General features: G+C 70.7%; 22 protein-coding genes and 1 riboswitch. Of the genes, 6 read left to right on the top strand and 16 right to left on the bottom strand.

Going from position 1 to position 22,830, the window contains the following annotated elements; translation table 11 throughout:
- Positions 1–145: 145 nt before the first annotated feature.
- The 4 genes from ABT114_RS39905 to ABT114_RS39890 form a co-directional block, all read right to left on the bottom strand.
- On the bottom strand, positions 146–1,318 hold the full coding sequence (locus ABT114_RS39905; RefSeq protein WP_351149066.1) for an acyl-CoA dehydrogenase family protein: 1,173 nt from the start codon (positions 1,316–1,318) through the stop codon (positions 146–148).
- A gap of 344 nt (positions 1,319–1,662) precedes the next feature.
- Positions 1,663–2,325: a TetR/AcrR family transcriptional regulator gene (locus tag ABT114_RS39900; protein WP_351149063.1), complete on the bottom strand. Its 663-nt coding sequence runs from the start codon at positions 2,323–2,325 to the stop codon at positions 1,663–1,665.
- Positions 2,326–2,390: 65 nt separating this feature from the next.
- Positions 2,391–2,531 carry an SCO1431 family membrane protein gene (locus ABT114_RS39895; RefSeq protein ID WP_351149060.1) on the bottom strand — a complete coding sequence of 47 codons (141 nt, stop codon included), beginning with the start codon at positions 2,529–2,531 and terminating at the stop codon, positions 2,391–2,393.
- A gap of 195 nt (positions 2,532–2,726) precedes the next feature.
- Complete coding sequence (locus ABT114_RS39890; protein ID WP_351149057.1) at positions 2,727–4,088, bottom strand: C39 family peptidase; 1,362 nt, start codon at positions 4,086–4,088, stop codon at positions 2,727–2,729.
- Between the two features lie 216 nt (positions 4,089–4,304).
- Here ABT114_RS39890 and ABT114_RS39885 point away from each other — a divergent pair, with 216 nt between their 5' ends.
- On the top strand, positions 4,305–4,967 hold the full coding sequence (locus tag ABT114_RS39885; protein ID WP_351149055.1) for a uridine kinase family protein: 663 nt from the start codon (positions 4,305–4,307) through the stop codon (positions 4,965–4,967).
- 447 nt (positions 4,968–5,414) lie between these two features.
- On the top strand, positions 5,415–7,280 hold the full coding sequence (locus ABT114_RS39880) for an AAA family ATPase (RefSeq protein ID WP_351149052.1): 1,866 nt from the start codon (positions 5,415–5,417) through the stop codon (positions 7,278–7,280).
- A 25-nt stretch (positions 7,281–7,305) separates the two neighbouring features.
- On the opposite strand, the gene ABT114_RS39875 is transcribed toward ABT114_RS39880, so the two are convergent.
- From ABT114_RS39875 to ABT114_RS39835, 9 genes are all read right to left on the bottom strand, one after another.
- On the bottom strand, positions 7,306–8,391 hold the full coding sequence (locus ABT114_RS39875) for a hemolysin family protein (RefSeq protein ID WP_351149049.1): 1,086 nt from the start codon (positions 8,389–8,391) through the stop codon (positions 7,306–7,308).
- The gene (locus ABT114_RS39870; RefSeq protein WP_351149046.1) at positions 8,388–9,713 is read right to left on the bottom strand and encodes a hemolysin family protein; all 1,326 of its coding nucleotides are present in this window, start codon (positions 9,711–9,713) and stop codon (positions 8,388–8,390) included. Before ABT114_RS39870 ends, ABT114_RS39875 begins: the two co-directional genes overlap by 4 nt.
- A 233-nt stretch (positions 9,714–9,946) precedes the next feature.
- Entirely contained in the window at positions 9,947–10,402 is a 456-nt protein-coding gene (locus ABT114_RS39865; protein WP_351149043.1) for a PH domain-containing protein, read from the bottom strand.
- 21 nt (positions 10,403–10,423) lie between these two features.
- Positions 10,424–11,272: an ATP phosphoribosyltransferase gene (hisG, locus tag ABT114_RS39860; RefSeq protein WP_351149041.1), complete on the bottom strand. Its 849-nt coding sequence runs from the start codon at positions 11,270–11,272 to the stop codon at positions 10,424–10,426.
- A gap of 52 nt (positions 11,273–11,324) precedes the next feature.
- Entirely contained in the window at positions 11,325–11,597 is a 273-nt protein-coding gene (locus ABT114_RS39855; RefSeq protein ID WP_031486114.1) for a phosphoribosyl-ATP diphosphatase, read from the bottom strand.
- Positions 11,598–11,630: 33 nt separating this feature from the next.
- On the bottom strand, positions 11,631–12,116 hold the full coding sequence (ribH, locus tag ABT114_RS39850) for a 6,7-dimethyl-8-ribityllumazine synthase (protein ID WP_351149038.1): 486 nt from the start codon (positions 12,114–12,116) through the stop codon (positions 11,631–11,633).
- A 21-nt stretch (positions 12,117–12,137) separates the two neighbouring features.
- Positions 12,138–13,427, bottom strand: coding sequence for a bifunctional 3,4-dihydroxy-2-butanone-4-phosphate synthase/GTP cyclohydrolase II (locus ABT114_RS39845; RefSeq protein ID WP_351149036.1), 1,290 nt, complete (start codon positions 13,425–13,427; stop codon positions 12,138–12,140).
- Complete coding sequence (gene pnuC / locus ABT114_RS39840; RefSeq protein WP_351149033.1) at positions 13,424–14,068, bottom strand: nicotinamide riboside transporter PnuC; 645 nt, start codon at positions 14,066–14,068, stop codon at positions 13,424–13,426. Before pnuC ends, ABT114_RS39845 begins: the two co-directional genes overlap by 4 nt.
- Positions 14,065–14,670: a riboflavin synthase gene (locus ABT114_RS39835; protein ID WP_351149030.1), complete on the bottom strand. Its 606-nt coding sequence runs from the start codon at positions 14,668–14,670 to the stop codon at positions 14,065–14,067. Before ABT114_RS39835 ends, pnuC begins: the two co-directional genes overlap by 4 nt.
- Before the next feature lie 147 nt (positions 14,671–14,817).
- Positions 14,818–14,948: riboswitch (FMN riboswitch) on the bottom strand.
- A gap of 315 nt (positions 14,949–15,263) precedes the next feature.
- Here ABT114_RS39835 and ABT114_RS39830 point away from each other — a divergent pair.
- Both ABT114_RS39830 and ABT114_RS39825 read left to right on the top strand, forming a co-directional pair.
- Entirely contained in the window at positions 15,264–16,151 is an 888-nt protein-coding gene (locus ABT114_RS39830; RefSeq protein WP_351149027.1) for an RNA polymerase sigma-70 factor, read from the top strand.
- A 90-nt stretch (positions 16,152–16,241) separates the two neighbouring features.
- Complete coding sequence (locus ABT114_RS39825; protein WP_351149025.1) at positions 16,242–16,997, top strand: SDR family oxidoreductase; 756 nt, start codon at positions 16,242–16,244, stop codon at positions 16,995–16,997.
- Between the two features lie 139 nt (positions 16,998–17,136).
- On the opposite strand, the gene ABT114_RS39820 is transcribed toward ABT114_RS39825, so the two are convergent.
- Positions 17,137–18,321: an ROK family transcriptional regulator gene (locus ABT114_RS39820; RefSeq protein ID WP_351149022.1), complete on the bottom strand. Its 1,185-nt coding sequence runs from the start codon at positions 18,319–18,321 to the stop codon at positions 17,137–17,139.
- Between the two features lie 141 nt (positions 18,322–18,462).
- Between ABT114_RS39820 and ABT114_RS39815 the strand changes: the two genes are divergently transcribed.
- Positions 18,463–19,674 carry an MFS transporter gene (locus ABT114_RS39815; protein WP_351149019.1) on the top strand — a complete coding sequence of 404 codons (1,212 nt, stop codon included), beginning with the start codon at positions 18,463–18,465 and terminating at the stop codon, positions 19,672–19,674.
- On the opposite strand, the gene ABT114_RS39810 is transcribed toward ABT114_RS39815, so the two are convergent.
- On the bottom strand, positions 19,634–20,092 hold the full coding sequence (locus tag ABT114_RS39810; RefSeq protein WP_351149017.1) for an acyl-CoA thioesterase: 459 nt from the start codon (positions 20,090–20,092) through the stop codon (positions 19,634–19,636). The genes ABT114_RS39815 and ABT114_RS39810 overlap by 41 nt on opposite strands.
- 167 nt (positions 20,093–20,259) lie before the next feature.
- On the opposite strand from ABT114_RS39810, the gene ABT114_RS39805 reads away from it, so the two are divergent.
- A complete protein-coding gene (locus tag ABT114_RS39805) occupies positions 20,260–21,651 on the top strand; it encodes a uracil-xanthine permease family protein (RefSeq protein ID WP_351149014.1) in 1,392 nt (463 codons plus the stop codon).
- On the opposite strand, the gene ABT114_RS39800 is transcribed toward ABT114_RS39805, so the two are convergent.
- Positions 21,618–22,748: a glycoside hydrolase family 6 protein gene (locus ABT114_RS39800; protein ID WP_351149217.1), complete on the bottom strand. Its 1,131-nt coding sequence runs from the start codon at positions 22,746–22,748 to the stop codon at positions 21,618–21,620. The two genes, ABT114_RS39805 and ABT114_RS39800, sit on opposite strands and share 34 nt — an antisense overlap.
- Positions 22,749–22,830: the final 82 nt, after the last annotated feature.

The raw sequence follows: 22,830 nt of genomic DNA, 5'->3' as shown, positions 1-22,830 counted from the left end.
GTTCCGCTCGCGCCCCCACAGCCCGTGGACCCGCCCATCTACCGCACTCTGATGCGTACCTGGGCGGACCGGGGCCGCACCCTGCCGGGCCGCCACGACCCGGAGTGGGTCAGGCTGGCGGCCCCGCAGGTGCGGACGGGACAGTTCAGCGGGTCTCCGGACCCGCGAGGTGACGTGCGATGACCATCCGCTGGATCTGGTTGGTGCCCTCGACGATCTGGAGGACCTTGGCCTCGCGCATGTAGCGCTCGACCGGGAAGTCCGCGGTGTAGCCGTACCCGCCGAGGACCTGGACGGCGTCGGTGGTGACCTTCATCGCGGTGTCGGTGCAGTGCAGCTTGGCCATGGCCGCCTGCTTGGCGAACGGCCGCCCGGCGTCCCGCAGCCGCGCCGCCGCCAGGTACAGGGCCCGGCCCGCCTCGATCTGCGTCGCCATGTCGGCCAGCATGAAGCGAAGCCCCTGGAAGTCGGCGATCGGCCGCCCGAACTGCTGCCGTCCGGTGGCGTACACGACCGCCTCGTCGAGCGCCGCCTGGGCCACGCCGATCGCGCAGGCCGCGATGCCGAGCCGTCCGGAGTCGAGCGCGGACAGGGCGATGGCGAAGCCCTGGCCCTCCTCGCCGATGCGCCGGGCGTCGGGGACGCGTACGCCGTCGAAGTGGACCTGCGCGGTGGGCGAGCCCTTCATACCCATCTTCTTCTCCGGCACCGCGGCGCTGAGGCCCTCGGCGTCGGCGGGCACCAGGAACGCGGTGATCCCTCGCGGACCCTCCTCGCCGGTGCGCGCCATGACCGTATAGAAGTCGGCGACCCCGCCGTGGGTGATCCACGCCTTGGTGCCGGTGATCACCCAGTCGTCGCCGTCCCGCACCGCCTTGGTGCGCAGGGACGCGGCGTCGGAGCCCGACGACGGCTCGGAGAGGCAGTAGGCGCCCAGCAGGCCGCCGCCGAGCATCGCGGGCAGGTGCTCTACCTGCTGCTCCTTGGTGCCGTAGGCCGCGAGGGCGTAGGAGGCCAGGGTGTGCACGCTGACGCCGAGGCCGACGGTCAGACGGGCCGCGCCGAGCTCCTCGAGGACTTGGAGGTAGACCTCGTAGGGCTGGTCGCCGCCGCCGTACTCGGCGTCGTAGGGCAGGCCGAGCAGGCCCGACTCGGAGAGCAGGGTGAAAACCTCGCGCGGGAAACGTCCCGCGTCCTCCTCCTCGGCCGCCTTGGGTGCGATCTCGCGTTGCGCGATGTCGCGGACGAGCGAGATCAGATCGCGGGCCTCATCCGTGGGCAGTTGCCGTTCCACCGGCTGCGGGGCGCGGTCGGGCATGGCGACGCTCTCCTCCCTGTCGGGCACATCGGCGGACGTGCGCCTTGGGTGTGGGCAGCTCCGCCAGGTCTTTCCAGAGTCCGGCCGATGCTCGCACTCCCGGGTCACGGAAGCTGCTGACCAGCGGCTGTGCGCTGTGAGTATGCCCGATCGGAGGCGCCCAGTCACCAGTTAACGACCGCTTACTTCAAGAAATTCCAACCTTGATCGAATGTCCCGAAATTCGGTCCGCCCCATTGACCTCACCGGTCTAGTCCTCCTCCCCTCCAGAACCAAGCATCTTTGTCGCAGTCATGTCAAAAATGCGCGATTGCTACGGCGCCCACAACCACGATGACGTACAGTCAGCCGTCCCGGCGGGCGGGTGCCGGGGCCCGGTAGGAGGGGTCGAGCTCCTCGATGGCGCGCAGGGTGCCGCCGAGGGTCTTGACCAGCAGTTCACCCATGGTCTCGCGGGACAGTTCGGCGCGGTCGATCCAGTCGAGGGTGGCGCCCTCGACGCTGCACACCCAGGCGACCAGGCCCATGCGAGCCAGCGGCTCGATGTCGCTGCGGCCGTACGCGCCGTCGGCGATGGTGGCCACGATCGCCTCGCGCACCCCGTCCCGGATGGCGTGCACCTCGGTGTCGAAGCCGACGCCGCCGCTGACGATCGTGCGGTAGGCGGCCTGGTTGTGCTCGGCGTAGCGCAGATAGCTGTCGATGGTGCGGTTGACCCGGTCGACCTGGGCCAGTTCGAGACCGCTCGCCGCGTAGGAGACCAGATCGGCGACGGAGTCCTGGATGATCGCCAGGTAGTAGCCGCGCTTGGACTGGAAGTAGTAGTAGATCAGTCCCTTGGCGACATGCGCCTGCCGGGCGATGTCGTCCATCGAGAGGGCGTCGTACGACGTGTCGGCGAACAGTCTCCGCCCGATGGCGATGAGTTCGGCGCGGCGCGCCAGCGAGCGCTCGGTACCGCGCACCCGGGGACGGGCGGCGGCATCGCGCTGTTGACTGATATTCAATTTCGACCCTGGTCTCCTACGGGCGGCGGGACATCCGCAGTATGACAGGTCGGGTATGTCTCAGGTCACAGCAATCCGAGTTGGGTGACGAGCATCGCGATCACCACGACGAGGGTCCAGCCCATGATGTGCTCAAGGACCTTCGGGCCGTCTTCCTGGGGGCCGCCGGTACGGGCGCGGGCGGCGGTGGCTGAATGTGCGGTCATGGCTTCTCACTGCTGTCGGACGTACGGAACGGGCTCCCCCACCGGTCCGAATCGCTCCCCGACCGGTCTGTCCACTTTGCCACCGGAAGTGGCATGCGCGGCAGAGATGTCGGTCACAGCTCCGACGGCCCCCGGGGTCGCCGGGGGCCGTCGGAGCCGGGTCGAGCCCGGGTTCAGTCAGGATTCAGCCAGGGTTCAACGGACGCCGACCGCTGCGAGCGCCTTGCGCTGGCGCGACGTCGGATGTGCCGGGAAGTAGAGGTAACAGACGCCGCCGGTGCCGGAGACGACCTTGCCGCTGGCGTTGTACCGCTTGGTCCTGAGCCAGATGTTCTCCCACTCGGACCGCTTGTAGACGCGCCGCACCGCCTCGTCGCCCGGCGAGGCCGGGTCATTGGCGATCACGTCGCCGTCGGCGGTGAAGCCGATCACCGTCATCAGGTGCCCGGAGGTGCCGTAACCGGCCCCGGTCAGCTCGGTCTTGAGGAACGACTGGGACGTTATGGCCGGGATGCCCGCCGCGATCAGCGTCTCCAGGTCGGTGAGGGAGCCGAGCCGGGTGACCACGCCCTGCATGCCCTTGAAGGTGGCCGCGTAGGCGGCGTTGAACGGCCAGTTGCCGCAGCCGGCGTACTGGTAGTCGTACGTGTACCGGGCCGCGTGGCACACCTGGGGGTCGGTGTACGACGGATCGACCCACGCCAACTGCTCCGAGGTGAGCCGGCCGCCCCAGTACTCGATGATCATCTGTGAGGAGGTGGGGCTGCACCAGGCCTCGCCGCCGTTGTCGTACTCGGGGTACTGGCCCGCGTGGATCTCCTGCGAGTAGCGCGGGACGATCAGCTCCTTGGCAAGGCCGGGCGTGGAGGCGGGGACCGTGAAGCGGTCGGGAATGTCGGAGCCCATCGCGCCGAGCCGCCACACGGTGGGCGTGAGCTTGGTGCCGGGCTTGCGGTAGAGGGTCAGCCGCAGCCGGTACGACACCAGGCGCAGGCCCGACGCCGAGTCGTCGATGGAGAAGGTGTCCGTCCAGATGGTGCTCTTGCCGTCGGTCTGGTCGTCGACGGAGGTCCGCCTGATGTCCTGGTCGCCGGCGGCCCAGCGGCCCATCACGTACCAGGGGGTGTCCGTCCCGTCGGAGTACGTGCCCTGGAGCTCGACCTGGAGCCAGGTGCCGGCCGGGGTGCGGGCGTTCCAGGAGGCGATGACCTCGGTGGCGGGGACGGTGAGCCAGTGGACCGGGGAGGTCCAGGTCGCGTACTCCCAGGCGGCGGTGGTGCCGGTGTGCGGGTCCGTGTAGTCGGTGGTGCCGGTGGCGGTGCCGATCACGAGGCCCGGGCGGACGCCCGCGACGGCCCGCGTGCCCTTGGCGGCTCCGCCGCGCCATTCGTTGTGCGTGGTCCAGGCGCGGTTGTCGACCAAACGGGCCGGGGCTCCTTCGGCGGCGGCATCGGCGGGGGCGGTGTCGGCGATCGCCGGTCCCGCGCCGCCCACCACGGCGGCGGCGACCGCTGCGGCCAGGACGGTTCTCCGGGACGGCTGTTCGGCTCTGCTCATGGACGGAAGACTCCCAGGTATCCGAGTCGGGGCGGATCAATGCACGGCTGTGCGCCCACTATGGCCGCAGGCGGCATGCTCCTGCCAGCACTTCGGGCCATGCCACGCTCACGAATATTGGTCTCAACCACTGGCATGACCTGCGGCGGGGGCGACCGGCAGGGGCGACCGGCAGGGCGGGGGACGGTAACCGGCAGGGCGGGGACGGTAACTAGAATGCTTGGGCGAAACCCGCTCCCCCACACCCCAGGAACGGCCATCCAGCACCTCGCCTCCCGGCTCCGCCGCCTCGCCCCGTCCTGCGGCCCGGTCCGTCTGATCGGGGTCGACGGGCACGCCGGTTCCGGTAAGTCCACGTTCGCCGGGCAGTTGGCCGACGCCTGCGGCGGGGCGCCGGTGCTGCACCTCGACGACATCGCCAGCCACGCCGAGCTGTTCGCCTGGACCGGGCGACTGCTGAGCCAGGTGATCGAGCCGCTCGGCCGCGGCGAGACCGCGCACTACGCCCCCTACGACTGGCGCACCCTGAGCTTCGGACCGCCGCGCGCCCTGCCGCCCGCCCCCGTGATCCTCATCGAGGGGGTCGGCGCGGGCCGCCGCGCGCTGCGCCCGCATCTGGCGCACCTGCTGTGGATGGAGTTGCCGCGGGAGGAGTCCTGGGTGCGTGGGCGGTCGCGGGACGGGGAGGAGCAGCGGGACTTCTGGGACGGGTGGGTCGAGGCGGAGCGCCGGCACTTCGCCGATGATCCGTCTCGGCCGTTCGCGAATCTTCTGGTGCGACAGGGGCAGGACGGGTACGAGGTGCTGCCGGGGCCTGCCGAAACGATTGGACCGGACCAGAGAATCACACACGGTGACGGACCACCCGCAGTGTGCTGAATTCGTGAAGACCCTTGCGTGCGAACTTCCGAGAGTGTTTCAACTCGGCTTGACCGGGGGCCCGTACAGGACTTACGTTCTCAATGTGCGGCATTCGAAGCCGCCCTACAGACGCGAAGCCCCCGGTTGTTCCCCCGTGATCGGGGGCTTCGTTCTGCCCTCACGGCGTTTCCCGGGCCCCTCCCGGCTGCCGCGAGGCGTGATTCGCTCACCCTCGGTCACCACCCTCGGCGCGCCCCATCTGCTCCCACCTCACCAAACGGCCGGTACCGCACCCTTCGGCAGGCGATACCCCCGCAGGTACGATGCCTTCGGTGCGACCTACGGACGGCTGCTTCGCGCACCTGGCAACTCCGTTCCGCGGCGCAGCGGTTCGACCAGGGCAACCGCGGGGCGACGGCTCGGCGGCATACCGACGGGGGCACGGTTTGTGGGGGACGTGACGTGATGGACTTCGGCACGCAGGGCCCGGAGGCCCCGGCCGACCTCGCCTGGTTGCGAGGCGTGGACGCCTACACGATGGGGGCCTATCCGCAGGCGGAGGAGGAGTTCCGGGCCGCGGTGCGGATCGATCCCGGGATGGCCGACGGGTGGCTCGGCCTGCACGCGCTGCGCGTCGACACGACGACCGCGCTGCTCAGGATGTTCCGCCACCGGGAGCGCTTCGGCGAACAGCGTGCCCGGCACCGGCGCACGCTCAACTCCTGGTACTGGCTGGGCTGGTGGGTGCAGCCGGTGCTGGAGAGTCCGCGCGACCTGCTGCTCGCGCACGCCTCCCACTGGCTCGACGGCCGCCATGTCCCGGAGCTGGACCGGGCGCTCGCCGGACTCCCGCCCGTCGATGCCGATCCCCAGGTCCGCTTCCTGCACGCCTGCCGCGCCTACCTGGTCAAGGACTGGGAGCAGCTGGTCCGGCACACCGAGCAGCTGATCGACGACCCCATGCTCGGCATCGAGGCCGGCCTGTTCGGCGGCATGGCCCGGGTCCGCCTGGAGATGTACGGGCAGGCCGAACCACTGCTGTCGTCGGCCCTGATGCGCTGCCGCAGCGAGCAGCCGCAGCGCAAGGAGCTGCGGTACTGGCTGGCACGGGCCCACGAGGGCACCGGCCGGTCGGCGGCCGCGCTCCCCCTCTACCGGGCCGTGCACCGCGTCGACCCGGCCTTCATGGACACGTCGGCCCGGCTCGCGGCGATCGCCGAGGGCGACGGCTACGACGACCACACCGACCTCGCGGCGATCACGCTCACCGGGGCCGGGCAGGACACCGTGGACGGCCCGGACGTCCTCGACCCGCTCTTCGGCACCGAGGGCCGGGACCTGAAGTTCCCCGGGTCCGACCTGCCGCCGACCGGTCCCCTGCCGTCGGCGACCGACCCGGCGGTGCGCGAGAAGACCGTCGTCCCCTCGTCGCCGCTGCCCGCCGGGCCCACCGACCCCGGGTTACTGGAGGAGGCGCTCGCCGAGCTCGAGCGCATGGTGGGCCTGGAACCGGTCAAGCGCCAGGTCAAGGCGCTGTCGGCGCAGTTGAACATGGCCCGGCTGCGGGCCGGGCAGGGCCTGCCGGTGCAGCCGCCCAAACGTCACTTCGTCTTCTCGGGCCCTTCCGGTACCGGCAAGACCACGGTGGCCCGCATCCTCGGCCGCGTCTTCTACGCCCTTGGTCTGCTCGGTGGCGACCACCTGGTGGAGGCTCAGCGGGCCGACCTCGTCGGCGAGTACCTCGGTCAGACGGCCGTGAAGGCCAACGAACTGATCGACTCGGCCCTCGGCGGGGTCCTCTTCGTCGACGAGGCCTACTCCCTCTCCAACTCCGGTTACGGCAAGGGCGACGCGTACGGCGACGAGGCGTTGCAGGTCCTGCTCAAGCGGGCGGAGGACAACCGGGACCACCTGGTGGTGATCCTGGCCGGCTATCCCGAGGGCATGGACCGCCTGCTCGCCGCCAATCCCGGGCTGTCGTCCCGCTTCACCACCCGGGTCGACTTTCCTTCGTACCGCCCTCTCGAACTCACCTCCATCGGCGAGGTCCTGGCCACCGAGAACGGTGACGTGTGGGACGAGGAGGCGCTCGACGAGCTGCGCTCCATCGCCGGGCACGTGGTCGACCAGGGGTGGATCGACGAGCTGGGCAACGGGCGGTTCCTGCGGACGCTGTACGAGAAGAGCTGTGCGTACCGGGATCTGCGGCTGTCGATGTATCCGGGGATGCTGACGAGGGACGACCTGTCGACGTTGCGGTTGCCTGATCTGATGCAGGCGTACGGGGAGGTGCTGTCGGGGAGAGGGCCGCAGGATCCGTCAGCCATGTGACGGATCCCGCGGCCCCGCCGCCGGGTCAGCCCGCCAGCGCCCCCTCCGGCTCGTCGCTCACCCGCGGCTCCGTCACCTTGAGCTCCGGGACCTCACGGTGCGCCGGATCCCGTACCTCGCCGACCAACAGCTCCAGTACGTCCTCCAGCGCGACCAGGCCGAGCACCTTCCCGGAAGCGTCGGCGACCTGCGCCAGGTGTGTCGCCGCCCGCCGCATGACCGTCAGCGCGTCGTCGAGCGGGAGTTCGGACCGCAGGGTCGTCATGGGCCGCCAGATGTGCTGCGGCACGGCCCGCTGGGATTCCTCCAGGTCGAGTACGTCCTTGACATGCAGGTAGCCCATGAAGGCGCCGCTCTCGGCCGCGATCGGAAAGCGGGAGTAGCCGGTGCGGCCGGTGAGCTCGACGATCTGCCCCGGAGTGACCGACGGGCTGACCGTCACCAGGGACTCGCGCGGCAGGAGCACGTCCATGACCGGGCGGGAGCCCAGTTCGAGGGCGTCCTCCAGGCGCTCCTGCTCCTCGGGGTCGAGGAGGCCGGCCTGGCCGGAGTCCTCCACCAGCCGGTTGAGCTGCTCGCTGGTGAAGACGGCCTCGACCTCATCCTTGGGCTCGACGCGGAAGAGCTTGAGGATGCCCTGGGCGCAGGCGCCCAGGGACACCGTGATCGGCCGGCAGACGCGGGCGAAGGCGACCAGGCCGGGGCTGAGCCACAGCGCGGCCTTTTCGGGGGCCGCCATCGCGAGGTTCTTCGGGACCATCTCGCCGATGACGAGATGGAAGAAGACGACGGCCGCGAGCGCGAAGACATAACCCAGCGGGTGGATCATGCCGTGCGGCAGGTGGATCGCCTCGAAGACCGGTTCCAGCAGGTGGGCGACCGTCGGCTCGGCGACCGCGCCCAGGGTCAGCGAACAGACGGTGATGCCGAACTGGGCGGCGGCCATCATCTGCGGAAGCCGCTCCAGGCCGTAGAGCACCTGGCGGGCCCGGGCGGTGCCGAGCGGTTCGATCTGGCTGCGGCGGACGGACACGAGCGCGAACTCGGCACCGACGAAGAAGCCGTTGGCGAGCACGAGCAGCGTGGCGAAGACGAGTTGGAGCACGCTCACCGGGCCGCCTCCATCACAGCAGCGGTCCTGACCAGGCGGACCCGTTCGGCACGGTAGTGACCGACCTGGCGCACGGACAGCCGCCAGCCCGGCAGTTCCGCCCGGTCGCCCGGGGCCGGGATACGGCCCAGGAGGTCGGCAACGAGGCCGGCGACGGTCTCGTACGGGCCCTCGGGCACGTCGAGGCCTATGCGCTGCAGGATGTCGACGCGGCAGCTGCCGTCGACGTCCCAGGCGGGCTTGCCGTCCTCCGGCGGAGCGGCGGCGAGTTCGGGCACGTCCTGGCCGTCGTGCTCGTCGCGGACCTCGCCGACGAGTTCCTCGACGATGTCCTCCAGGGTGACCACGCCGGCCGTGCCGCCGTATTCGTCGACGATGACCGCGATGGGCTGCTCGCTGCGCAGGCGCGCGAGGAGCGGCTGTACGGGCAGCGTCTCGGGGACGAGCAGCGCCGGGCGGGAGATGCGGCCGACGGGGGTGCGCAGTCGGTCGTGCGCGGGGATGGCCAGGGCGTCCTTGAGGTGGGCCATGCCGACGATCTCGTCGATCTTCTCCCGGTAGACGGGGAAGCGGGACAGGCCGGTGGCCCGGGTGAGATTGACCACGTCCTCGGCGGTCGCCGACGACTGCAGCGCGCTCACCCTGACGCGTGGGGTCATGACGTGCTGTGCGGTCAGCTCGCCCAACGACAGCGTTCGTACGAAGAGGTCGGCCGTGTCCTGTTCCAGGGCGCCGGCCTGGGCGGAGTGCCGGGCCAGGGAGACGAGTTCGCCGGGGGTGCGGGCGGAGGCCAGCTCCTCGGCGGGCTCGATGCCCAGGGCGCGGACGAGCCGGTTGGCGACGGCGTTGAGAGCGGCGATCACCGGCCGGAACAGACGTGCGAAGACGTGCTGCGGGCCCGCGACGAAGCGCGCGACCTGCATCGGCTTGGAGACCGCCCAGTTCTTGGGCACGAGTTCGCCGATCACCATCTGTACCGCCGCTGCCAGCAGCATGCCGACGACCACGGCGACGCCGGACGCCGCGCCTTCGGGAATGCCGATCGCGGTGAACGGGCCGTGCAGCAGCTCCGCGAGCGCCGGTTCGGCGAGCATGCCGACCACGAGGGAGGTGATGGTGATGCCGAGCTGGGTGCCGGAGAGCTGGAAGGACAGCTCCTTGAGCGACTCGACGACCGTGACGGCCCGTCTGTCGCCCTCGGCGGCGGCCTTCTCGGCCTCCGGGCGCTCGACCGTCACCAGGCCGAACTCGGCCGCCACGAAGAAGCCGTTGGCGAGAATGAGCAGGAACGCGGCTCCGAGGAGCAGCAGGGGGGTGGTCATGATGCCGCCGCCTCCGCATTTACGCGGACCAGGTCGTGGTCCGCGCTATGTCGGGAGGGGGCGGCGCAGGTACTGCAGGACGATCCGTCCATCGCCGGAGAGGGTCACTCCTCGGGTAGCAGGAACCCCTGTGCGCCGGGGCGGCACGACAGGGGCGGCGGCGCAGCGAAAAACGCCTCCGCCAACAGATTAATCAAGACACCGGCTTCTGCGGCAGGGTGGACGGCCCCGAGTCAGCCCTGATGTTGCTCGGGGTCGCGTATGGCACGGGCCTCGACGAGCGTCCGCAGGATGCGCGCGTCGGCTATGGCACGCTCCTTGGCGATGCCGGGCTGGATGCCGAGCGCGGGCAGGCTGGTGCCGTCGCTGAGGTCGAGGAACACCCAGGGGTCGCCGGGGCGCAGGTTCACCTGGAGGATCTCCGCCCAGTCCAGGCGCCGCCTGCTCGCGATGTTGACAACGGTGACGCCGGACTCGTCGGCGACGACCTTCACCCGGGCAAGCAGGGCCAGCACCCAGAAGACGAGGGCCCCGGTGACGATGAAGCTGAGCCGCTCCCCCGGACCGAGCTGCTCCAGCAGCAGCGCGACAGCGGATATCACCACGAAGATCGCGACACCGGCGGTGAGCAGGACCGCGCGGGTGCGTCCTGGCCGGAAGGTGACGGGAAGGCTGGGCTGGTCGGACATCGCTGTGCGGCTTCCTCGGACTCAGAGGCGGCAGGCGTGGATGGCCGTGGTCAGGATGGCCCGGGCGCCGATGTCGTAAAGGTCGTCCATGATCCGCTGGGCTTCCTTGGCGGGGACCATCGCGCGGACGGCGACCCAGCCCTCGTTGTGCAGCGGGGAGACGGTCGGGGACTCCAGACCCGGAGTCAGCGCGACGGCCTTCTCCAGCTGCTCGACGCGGCAGTCGTAGTCCATCATCACGTACGTCCGGGCCACCAGGACGCCCTGGAGGCGGCGCAGGAACTGCTGGACCTTGGGGTCCTCCGTGTCCGCGCCGGTGCGGCGGACCACGACGGCCTCGGACTTCATGATCGGTTCGCCGAAGACCTCCAGGCCCGCGTTGCGCAGCGAGGTGCCGGTCTCGACGACGTCCGCGATGACCTCGGCGACACCGAGCTCGATGGCGGTCTCGACGGCGCCGTCCAGGTGGACGACGGAGGCCTCGATGCCGCTGTCGGCGAGGTGCCCGGCGACGATGCCCTCGTAGGAGGTGGCGACCGTCTTGCCCTTGAGGTCCTCGATGCCGTTCGCGGTGCCGGGCTTGGCGGCAAAGCGGAACGTGGAGCGTGCGAAGCCGAGCGGGAGGATCTCCTCGGCCTTGGCGCCGGAGTCGACCAGCAGGTCGCGGCCGGTGATGCCGATGTCGAGGCGGCCGGAGGAGACATAGATCGCGATGTCGCGGGGGCGGAGGTAGAAGAACTCGACCTCGTTGACCGGGTCGACGATCCGCAGCTCCTTGGACTCGCGGCGCTGCTGGTAGCCGGCCTCATGCAGCATGTCCGCCGCAGGGCCGGACAGGGAACCCTTGTTGGGGACGGCGATGCGCAGCATGAGGTCGGCTTCCTTTGCTTGTTCGTACGGAAAATAGGGGTGCGGGTACGGCTCAGAGGTGGGCGTAGACGTCGTCCAGGGAGATCCCGCGGGCGACCATCATCACCTGGACGTGGTACAGCAGCTGCGAGATCTCCTCAGCTGCTGCCTCCTTGCCCTCGTACTCGGCGGCCATCCAGACCTCGGCGGCCTCCTCGACGACCTTCTTGCCGATGGCATGGACGCCCTTGCCGACCAGCTCTGCGGTGCGGGAGGTGGCGGGGTCGCCGTTGGCGGCCTTGTGCTGGAGCTCGGTGAAGAGCTCCTCGAAAGTCTTCTTGGACATGGTGGTCTCACCCTACGCGGTCCGGGCGGTACCTCAGCGCCAGGGTTCAGATACTGAGCGGAGGGTGGCCGCGGTAGCCACCGCCGCGGTCACCGCCTCGTGCCCCTTGTCCTCGTTGGAGCCCTCGATACCTGCCCGGTCCAGGGCCTGCTCCTCGGTGTCGCAGGTCAGCAAGCCGAAGCCGACGGGGACGCCGGTCTCGACGGAAACCTGGGTGAGGCCCTGGGTGACGCCCTGGCACACGTACTCGAAGTGCGGGGTGCCGCCGCGGATGACGACGCCGAGCGCGACGATCGCGTCGTAGCCGCGGCCCGCGAGGACCTTGGCGACGACCGGGAGCTCCCAGCTGCCGGGGACCCTGAGCAGGGTCGGCTCGTCGATGCCCAGGTCGTGCAGGGCGCGCAGTGCGCCGTCCACCAGGCCGTCCATCACCTTCTCGTGCCACTGCGCCGCGATGACGGCGACCCGCAGGTCACCCACATTGCGTACGGACAGTTCCGGTGCACCCTTGCCGCTCACGTCTCTCCTCAGTGCTCTCTCTTACTGGTTGCCGCAGGTGGACGCGGTGGGCGCGTCCAGCCAGGGCAGATCGTGCCCCATCCGGTCCCGCTTGGTGCGCAGGTAGCGGAGGTTGTGCTCGCCCGCCTGTACGGGCATCGGCTCGCGGCCGGTGACCTTGAGGCCGTGGCGCAGCAGCGCGTCGGTCTTGTCGGGGTTGTTGGTCATCAGGCGCACGCTGCGGACGCCGAGGTCCTCGAGGATCTGCGCGCCGGCGCCGTAGTCGCGGGCGTCGGCGGGCAGGCCGAGTTCGAGGTTGGCGTCGAGGGTGTCGTGGCCGCGCTCCTGGAGCTCGTACGCGCGCAGCTTGGACAGCAGGCCGATGCCGCGGCCCTCGTGTCCGCGCAGGTAGACCACCACGCCCCGGCCCTCGCTCTGGATGCGCTCCAGGGAGGCGTCCAGCTGGGGGCCGCAGTCGCAGCGCTGGGAGCCGAAGACGTCGCCGGTGAGGCACTCGGAGTGGACGCGGACCAGGACGTCGTCGCCGTCGCCGATCTCGCCGTGGACCAGGGCGACGTGTTCGACGCCGTCGGCGGTGGAGCGGTAGCCGTACGCCGTGAACGTGCCGTGCGCGGTGGGCAGCTGGACCTCGGCCTCGCGGCGGACGGTGGGCTCCGAGGTACGGCGGTAGGTGATCAGGTCCTCGATGGAGATGATCGTCAGGCCGTGTTTGCGGGCGAACGGGATCAGTTCGGGCAGGCGCAGCATGCGGCCGTCCTCGCCGGCGATCTCGACGATCGCGCCGGCCGGGCGCAGGCCCGCGAGGCGGGCGAGGTCGACGGCGGCCTCGGTGTGGCCGTTGCGGACCAGGACGCCGCCGGTCCTGGCGCGCAGCGGGAAGATGTGGCCGGGGCGGACGAGGTCGGTCGGCTCCGCCGTACCGCTCGCGAGGAGTTGGAGCGTGGTGGCGCGGTCGGAGGCCGAGATGCCGGTGCTCACGCCGTGGGCGGCCGAGGCGTCCACGGAGACGGTGAACGCGGTCTTCATGGACTCGGTGTTGTCCTCGACCATCTGCGGGAGCTGGAGCCGGTCCAGTTCGTCGCCCTCCATGGGGGCGCAGATCAGGCCGCGGCACTCGCTCATCATGAAGGCGACGATCTCGGGGGTGGCCTTCTCCGCGGCGATGACGAGGTCGCCCTCGTTCTCGCGGTCCTCGTCGTCGACGACCACGATCGGTCGGCCGGCCGCGATGTCGGCGATGGCCTGCTCGATCGGGTCGAGCGCGAAGTCCTCGAAGCCGTCGGTGCTGTACAGGATCGGTGCCGCACTCATGCAGGCGCTCCTTCCAGGGCGGGCTGCGGGCCCTTGCGGGAGCGCAGCCACCAGTCGCGCATGCCCCACAGGACGAGCGCGCCGTAGATGACGTAGACGAAGCCGGAGAAGGCGAAGCCGTTGGCGAAGTTCAGGGGCACGCCGACGACGTCGACGAGCAGCCAGGCGAACCAGAACTCGACCATGCCGCGCGCCTGGGCGTACATGGCGACGATGGTGCCGACGAAGATGTAGGCGTCCGGCCAGGGGTCCCAGGACAGGGACGGGTACGCCTTGAACAGGAGGGCGACCGCGACCGTACCGACGGCGGCGGCCGCGACCAGCACCGCGCGCTCGTTCCAGGTGGCGAAGCGTACGGCGATGTGGCCGTCCTCGCCCTGGTCCTTGCCGCGGTTCCACTGCCACCAGCCGTACCCGGCGACGACCATCACGACGATCTGTTTGCCCGCGCTGCCGGAGAGGTGGGCGGTGGTGAAGGCCGCGAAGAGGATGAGGCCGGAGACGAACTGGGTGGGCCAGCTCCAGATGGAGCGCCGCCAGCCGAAGGCCAGGGCGATCAGACCGATCACGTTGCCGATCATGTCCGACCACTTGATGTGCTGGTCGAACAGGACGAAGGCCTCGGAGTTCAGCCAGTTCACCGGCCTGCCCCCTGACCGGCCGCGAGCAGGCGCTCGACGTACTTGGCGACGACGTCCACCTCGAGGTTGACCGGGTCGCCGGGCTGCTTGAGGCCGAGCGTGGTGAGGGCGAGGGTGGTGGGGATGAGGCTGACGGTGAAGTAGTCGGGGCCGGCGTCGACGACGGTGAGGCTGATGCCGTCGACCGTGATGGAGCCCTTCTCGACGACGTAGCGCGCGAGGTCCGCGGGGAGGGAGACCTTCACGATCTCCCAGTTCTCGGACGGCTTGCGCTCCAGGACCCGGCCGGTGCCGTCGACGTGGCCCTGCACGATGTGCCCGCCGAGGCGTGCGCCGACGGCTGTGGGGCGTTCGAGGTTGACGCGGGAGCCGACGCTCAGGGCGCCGAGGCTGGAGCGGTCGAGTGTCTCGGCCATGACGTCGGCGGTGAACTCGTCGCCCTCGTGCTCGACGACGGTGAGACAGACTCCGTTCACGGCGATGGAGTCGCCGTGCTTCGCGCCCTCGGTCACGACGGGGCCGCGCAGCCGGAAGCGGGAGGCGTCGCCGAGATTCTCGACGGCGGTGACCTCACCCAGCTCTTCGACGATTCCGGTGAACACTTCCCGGGTCCTCCTGCCACGTTGGGGCACGGACTCCGGGGCCTGTCGATGACGACAGAAATCACGGGCTACGACACCGGGGGCGACGCCGGACAGACTCGTCCATACGGACGAGCGCATACGGCGGCGCGCACGAATGCCCGCCCGCCGCGCACTGCCTCCCATCCGGACTTTAACCGTCGGTCCAGGAATTTCACCTGGTCAACCGGTCGCTGGAAGCGACCGGGTCGCGGACTATAACCGCCGGTTCGGACTTTCACCGACCCCGGAGTGCGCTGCTTTAGGTACAGAGCCAGTGTGCCACGCCTGATCGGCGTCCATACGGACGAACGGTGTGGGGTGGCTCACAGACCGTGTCGCTGGACTTCTCGGACGGACCGCACCGCTGGGATCAACTCCTGCACGCCCGCGTCCACTTGGGATTGATCCATACCTGTTGACGCATTGGTCTAGTCCTATCTAGGGTCGCACGCAGACATGGATCTACGCCCGGCCTGCGGAGAGGACAGACCGGCCCGGCGGCGGTGACGACGGCCCTTGCCCGCCGCCGGGCCTCCCATTCACCTCGGCACCCCTTCTGGGAGGGTGAACGCATGACGACCGCGATCGCCGAGGAGTTCGAGAGTCACCGACCCCGACTGTTCGGCCTGGCATATCGCATGCTGGGCTCCGCCGACGAGGCCGAGGACACGGTCCAGGATGCCTATCTGCGCTTCAGCGGCGCCGACCGCGCTCAGATCGAGCACCCCGGGGCCTGGCTCGCCAAGGCCGTGACCAACCTCTGCCTCAACCGGCTGACCTCCGCCAGGGCCCGGCGCGAGCAGTACGTCGGGACCTGGCTGCCGGAGCCCGTGGTCACCTCCGACGGCACGCTCGGCCCGCTGGAGTCGGTCGAGCAGCGGGACGCCGTGTCCATGGCACTGCTGGTGCTGCTGGAGCGACTCACTCCGGCCGAGCGGGCCGTGTACGTGCTGCGGGAGGCGTTCGGGTACGGACACCGGGAGATCGCCGAGGTACTGGAACTGAGCGACGTCAACTGCCGTCAGCTGTACCGGCGGGCGGTGCAGCGCGTGACGGCACCACAGGGGCGTTTCGAGCCCGCACCCGAGCGGCAGGCGGAGCTGGTCGCGTCGTTCATCACGGCGGCCCGGGAAGGCGATCTGGCCGGCCTGGAGAAGCTGCTCGCCGCCGATGTGACCTGGTGGAGTGACGGCGGCGGCAAGGTCTCGGCGGCACGGCGGCCGGTGGAGGGGCGCGAAAAAGTCGTCCGGTTCCTGGTCGGCGGGGCCCGGAAGTTCACCGCGGACCTCGACTTCACGGTGGCCGAGGTCAACGGCGCGAGCGCACTGGCGGCATGGGCGGGCGACAGCCTGGTCGGCGTGGTCACGTTCGAGCTGCGCTACGGGCTGATCACCCAGGCGCGAGCCGTGATGAACCCGGACAAGCTTGACTTCGTACGGCGCCAGCTCGGGCAGCCTTAGCGCCCTGTCACTTTTCGCGCGGCTGCTCGGTCTCAGCTGACGAAGGGCGCTCCGGCCGGGAGCGCCCCGTGTCCGAAGGGGCTGAACAGCATGACCACGATCCTGGTGACCGGCGGCACCGGAACCCTCGGCCGACTCGTCACCGAGCGGCTGCGGGAGGACGGGCACGAGGTACGGGTGCTCAGCCGGCACACCCAGCCGTACGCCGTCGATCTGCGCGAGGGCGGTCCCGGACTGGACGCGGCCGTCGCGGGCGTGGACACGATCGTCCACTGCGCGAGCAGCCCGCGCGGCGGTGACGAACAGGCGGCCGCGCACCTGATCGCGGCGGCGCGGCAGGCCGGCGTGGGCCACCTGGTCTACATCTCGATCGTCGGCGTCGACCGGGTGCCGTTCGGCTACTACAAGTCGAAGCTCGCCGTGGAGAAGCTGGTCGAGGAGTCGGGGCTCAGCTGGACCGTGCTGCGCACGACCCAGTTCCACGACCTGCTGGTGCAGCTGTTCCAAGCGCTGTCGAAGTCGCCGGTCGTACCGCTTCCGGCCGGCGTGCGGGATCAGCCGATCGAGGTGACCGAAGTCGCGGGCCGGCTGGCCGAGTTGGCCGTGGGTGCGCCCGCGGGGCGGGTCGAGGACATGGGCGGGCCCGAGGCACGGTCGCTCGAGTCGCTGGCCCGCGCGTATCTGAAGGCGACCGGCCGGCGGCGTGCGATGGTCAACGTGCCACTGTGGGGCAAGGCGTACGGCGCCTTCCGCGGGGGCGGCCACCTCACGCCGGAACGGGCCGTGGGCAAGGGGACGTTCGAGGAGTACCTGGCGGGGCGGTTCGGTCGAGGCGGACACGACTGACACGTTTGGACCGAGGATCGTTCTACGATCCCAGCGGAGGATTGTAGAACGATCCCCTGCTGAGATCGCTGTCGATGTCCTCGGAGGATCGTAGAACGATCCTCCGGGCGCATCGCCGTCCATTTCCGCAGGGATCGCCCTACGATTCCCCGGGCCCGAACAGCTCCCCCTGAGCCGACTCCCGGGCTGTCAGCAGCGCCCCCCGCAGCACCGCCCCGCCGCCCAGCGTGCTGCTCCGTACCTCCGTGGGCAGCGGTGACATCCGGCGGATCCGTTCCTCGACCCGGGCGGCGAGCACCTCGCCTCCGGCCTGCCCCACCTCGCCTCCGAGGACCACACAGCCAGGGTCCAGGACGGCGGCGACGGAGGCGACGCCGACGGCGATGCGGTCGGCGAGGGCGTCGAGGAAGCGGGCGGCGGCGGTGTCGGGTGAAGTCACGGCCTCGCGGACGACGACGGCGGCCCGCGGTTCGTGACCCGTCGGCGGTGCCGGGATGCCGTGTTCACGCGCGAGGTCGGCGATCGCCGCCGACCCCGCCAGGGAGTGGAAGCCGCCCTCGCATCCCGTGGCCGAGGGGAGCCTGTCCGTGCCCGGGACAGGCAGGAAGCCGATCTCACCGGTGCCGCCGGAGGCGCCGCGGCGCAGGGCTCCGTCGAGGATCACGGCCGCGCCGGTGCCGTGACCGAGCCAGAGCAGGACGAAGGTGTCGCGGTCGTGGGCCGCGCCGTCGCGTTGCTCGGCCAGTGCCGCAAGATTGGTCTCGTTCTCGACGATGACGCGGGCGTCCGGGAGCCGCTCCTGGAGGGCGGCCACCAGCCGGCGGTGCCATTCGGGCAGGCCCGTGGAGTCGCGCAGCTCGCCGGTGGCCGGGGCGATGAGGCCGGGTGCGCCGATGCCGACGGTGTGCAGCCGGTCGGCTCCTGCCTCCTTCGCCGCTCGTTCGACCAGCGCGACCGCCTGCTCCAGTGCCGGTCCCGTGCCCGTGTCGCCGCCGATCGGCACCGACGCCTCGGCGAGTACCTCACCGAGGAGGTCGGAGACGACCACGGCGACGCCCTCCGTGCGGACGTCCAGGGCCGCGAGATGGGCGAGGTCGGCGACGATGCCGTACAACCGCGCGTTCGGGCCGCGCCGCTGCTCCCCCGACTCCCCCACCACCGCGATCAGGCCGGACGCCGTGAGGCGTTCGACGAGGTCGGCGACGGTCGGCCGGGACAGGCCGGTGAGCTGCTTCAACTGCCCTGCCGTCAACGGGCCTTCCTGCAACAGCCGCAGGGCGAGTCGGTCGTTGATGGCCCGGGCGGTGCTCGGGGATGCGGGCATGCCGGGAATCCTCCCAGATCGGCGGGACCGCACGGCGGGCGACCTGTGCCGTGTGGGCCTCTGATCCCCTATCTATCAGGCAGGGTTCCTGATAGTTTACGGCAGCGTTGCGGGGAACACACGTCCGGGAGGGGCGGGACAATGAGCGAAGTGGTCTACGAGGCGTCGGAGGTGCGGCGCGCCCGGTACGCCGTGGCGGCCGTGTTCGCCGTGCATGGCGCCGTCACGGGGTCGTTCGCGACCCGGGTGCCGTGGATCCAGGACCATGCCTCGCTCAGCACCGGCCAACTCGGGTTCGCCCTGGCCTTCACGGCGTTCGGCGCCTCCTGCTCCATGCCGCTGGCCGGCTGGATCAGTCACCGCTTCGGCAGCCGCACGGCCCTGCGCGGCCTGATCTCGCTGTGGACGCTGTCCCTGATCCTGCCGTCACTGGCGCCGAACCTGTACACGCTGTGCCTGGCGATGTTCGTCTACGGCGCCAGCGCGGGTATGGCGGATGTCGCGATGAACGCGCTGGGGGTCGAGGTCGAGCGCCTGCTCGACAAGTCGATCATGTCCGGTCTGCACGGAATGTGGAGCACGGGGGCCCTGATCGGCTCGGCGGCCGGCACGCTCGCCGCGCACCTGGGATCGGACGCGCGTCTGCACTTCGCCCTGGCGGCCGTGGCTCTCACTCTGCTCGGCGTGCTCGCCTGCCGTTGGGTGCTCGACCTGCAACCGGCGGAGGACGAGGAACCGCCGCCACGGTTCGCCCTGCCGCCGCGGTCGGCGTTGCTGATCGGCGCGGTCGGCTTCTGTGCGGTGTTCGCGGAGGGGGCCAGCCTGGACTGGTCGGCGGTGTATCTGCGCGACCGCCTTGAGGCGTCGGCGGGTCTCGCGGCGGCCTCGACGACCGGCTTCATGCTGACCATGGCGGTGGCCCGGATCGTCGGGGACGCTGCGGTGAACCGCTTCGGCGCGGTGCGCACGGTCCGCGCGGGCGGTGTCCTCGCGGCGCTCGGCGGCCTGCTCGTAGTGGTCGCGGGTCACCCGGCGGTGGCGATGGGCGGCTTCGCGCTGATGGGCCTCGGCATCGCCGTCGTCGTACCCCTGTGCTTCGCCGCGGCGGGCCGCAGTGGCCCGAACCCCAGCCAGGCCATCGCGGGCGTCGCCACGATCACGTACACCTCGGGCCTGATCGCACCGAGCCTGATCGGCGGGGTGGCGCAGGCGACCAGCCTGATGGTGTCGTTCTGTCTGGTGACCATGCTGGCGTGCGGGCTCGCGGTGTTCGCGGGCGTGCTGCGCGCCGGTGACCGCGACCGGCCGAAGGTCAGCCCGCAGGCCGCAGCAGTTCCCGACCCGCGGCCCTGAAGACCTCGCTCCACGGCGCGGGCCGCAGCGTCGCCGCGTCGAGCCGGACCAGCACCCGGGTGCCCTGCGCGTACGTCACCGCCCCGTCGGCCGAGCAGAACCGGAAGCCGTACGTCAGCCCGGTGTTGCCGAGCCGCTCGAGCCAGAGGTGGACGGCATAGGTGCCGGTCCGGGTGACGGGGGCCTCGTAGGTGATGCGGAGTTCCTTGACCGCGTTGCAGGCGTCGCCGGCCGCCGCCCAGTCGCCGTCGAAGCGGATGCCGTACTCCTGCCACAGCTCGGTCCAGGCCCGCTCGACCAGCAGGGGGTAGCGGGCGTTGTGCAGAAGTCCGAGCGCGTCCAGGTCGTCGAAGTGGACGGCGACGGGGATGAGCCGGCCGTACGACAGGGCGGGGGCGATCGGGGCTTCGGCGGTCACGGGTGGTGCTCCTGACACTGATGAGATGCTTACGTCCATTCTAAGCGGACGCTCAGGCGCCTCGGCCGGGACGGTGCTGGTCGACCCCGACCCGGGAAGGCCCTGCTCAGCCGCGTCCCCGACAATGGTGCCTACATCCGCACGTACGACGAAAGTGAAACCGAACCATGGATCTTGGCGTCCGCTGGAAACTGCACGGCGACGGACGCACCCCGGCGCCCGGAGCGGTGGTTCGGCCCGATGAACGGCTCTCGTGGCCCCGCACGTTCGGGCTCGGCGCCCAGCACGTGGTGGCCATGTTCGGGGCCTCCTTCGTGGCCCCCGTCCTGATGGGCCTGGACCCGAACCTCGCGATCATGATGTCCGGGGTCGCCACCGTGATCTTCCTGCTCGCGACCCGCGGCCGGGTACCCAGCTATCTCGGCTGCTCGCTCTCCTTCGTGGGTGTCGCCGCGGTCATCCGCGCGCAGGGCGGTACGAGCGCCACCGTGACCGGCGCGGTCTTCGTCGTCGGCGTCGTGCTGTTCCTGGTGGGTCTCGCCGTGCAGCGCTTCGGGGCACGGATCATCCACGCGGCGATGCCGCCGATCGTGACCGGCGCGGTCGTGATGCTGATCGGCTTCAACCTCGCCCCGGTGACCGCGTCGACCTACTGGCCGCAGGACCAGTGGACGGCCCTGCTGGTCATGCTCTTCACCGGTCTGGCCGTCGTCTGTCTGCGTGGTTTCTGGTCACGCATCGCGATCTTCCTGGGCCTGGTCTTCGGGTACGCCATCTCCTGGGCCTTCGACCGGATCTTCGGCAAGATCCACTCGGTGGACGCGAGCGGCAAGGTCACCGACCACTGGCGGCTCGACCTCTCCGGCGTCGGCAAGGCCGACTGGATCGGGCTGCCGTCCTTCCACGGCCCGTCCTTCCAGTGGTCGGCGATCCTGGTCGCGCTGCCCGTCGTCATCGCGCTGGTCGCGGAGAACGCCGGGCACGTCAAGGCGGTCGGCGAGATGACCGGGGACTCGCTGGACGACAAGCTCGGCACGGCGATCTCGGCGGACGGTGTCGCCTCCATGCTGTCGACAGCGGTCGGTGGCCCGCCCAACACCACGTACTCCGAGAACATCGGCGTGATGGCGGCAACCCGCATCTACTCGACGGCCGCCTACTGGGCCGCCGCCTGCTTCGCGCTCCTGTTCGGCATCTGCCCCAAGTTCGGCGCGGTCGTGGCCGCGATCCCGGGCGGTGTGCTCGGCGGCATCACCGTCATCCTCTACGGCATGATCGGACTGCTCGGCGCCCAGATCTGGCTGCACGCCAAGGTGGACCTGCGCAACCCGTTGAACCTGGTGCCGGCCGCGGCGGGCATCATCATCGGCGTCGGCGGCGTCTCCATGAAGTTCACCGACAACTTCTCCCTGAGCGGCATCGCGCTCGGCACGCTCGTCGTCATCACCGGCTACCACGCGCTGCGCGCCTTCGCGCCCGCGCACCTCAAGCAGCAGGGGCCCCTGCTCGACGAGGGCGTGTCGGCCTACGACGAGGAGTTCCCGCCCGCCAAGTCGTAGGCGTACGACGCCGTGAACGTCCCCGGCTCCCCCTTGCAGCCGTCCGACTCCCCCGGCAGCTTCACCCACAGGTAGGCGTCGATGCGTGCCTCTCCGGTGTTCAGTGTGGGCGCCCGGCCGATCTTCCGTCCGTCCGGGTCGCACCACTCCCCGTCGGCCGGGGCGCCGTTGCCGTTGCGGCTGGTGTCTATCACCGCGCCGAGACCCGCGGGGCCGCCGAGGGCGTCGAGGACCTCCCGGTCGTAGGTGATCTCGTCGGCCGTGCGGTGGAAGTTGGACACGTTGCTGAAGATGCCGTCGGAGGACGCGGCCGAGGCGGCGCCCGCCTGTTTCAGCAGGGCCGCCTGCTGCGCGGGCGGGTTCCAGGCGGAGTGCCCGGCGTCGTAGTACACACGCGCCTTCGGGTTGGCGGCCTTCAGGACGCGGCCCGCGCGGGCCAGCGAGGCGAAGCGGGCGGCGCGGTCCGCGGCGGACAGGCAGTCGGCCTGCGCGATCGAGTCGGGCTCCAGGATCACCATGACCTCGCCGGAGCCCAGCCCGGCCGCGAAGCCGTCGATCCAGCGGTCGTAGGCGTCGAGGTCGGACGCCCCGCCCTCGGAGGCCCCGCCGCAGTCGCGGTCCGGGATCGCGTACACCACGACGGCCGGCACCCGGCCCTGCGCGGCGGCCGAGGACGTGACCGCGCGGACCCGGGGCACGATGGTCGCCGAGTCTGCGTCGGTGAACCACACCGCCGCCGGCTGGTCGGCGATGCGGGACTCGATCACGGTGGCGCGGGGATCCTCCGGGTGGTCGCGAACCCAGTCGACCACCTGGGAGTCGGAATAGTGGTAAAGGCGGGGGGACACGGCGGCTGTCGCCTGGCTTCTCCCGTTCCTGGCCGCTGAGGCGGTGGGGCTCGCCTTCTCCTTCGGGGAGGGCGAAGGGGACGCCTTCGTCGCCGAGGGCGAGACCGAGGGCACGACCGGCAGCGACTCCAGGCGCGGCGAACCGGTCACGTCGGGCCGGGCCTCGTCGGAGCCCCGGCCGTCGTCGAGCGCGGACATCATCCCGGTCGCGGTGCCGACGGCGACCACCACGGACGCGGCCGCGACCATGGCGCCGCGCCCGAGGGCGCGCCTGTGCCGGGCCCTGCGTGCGGCCAGGCGCTGGGCACGTAAGCCTGCCACAGTGCTGTTC

Source organism: Streptomyces sp. NPDC002088, assembly GCF_040296605.1.
In the GTDB taxonomy this organism is placed as follows: Bacteria; Actinomycetota; Actinomycetes; order Streptomycetales; family Streptomycetaceae; genus Streptomyces.
This window is presented reverse-complemented; position numbering and strand designations above follow the sequence as displayed.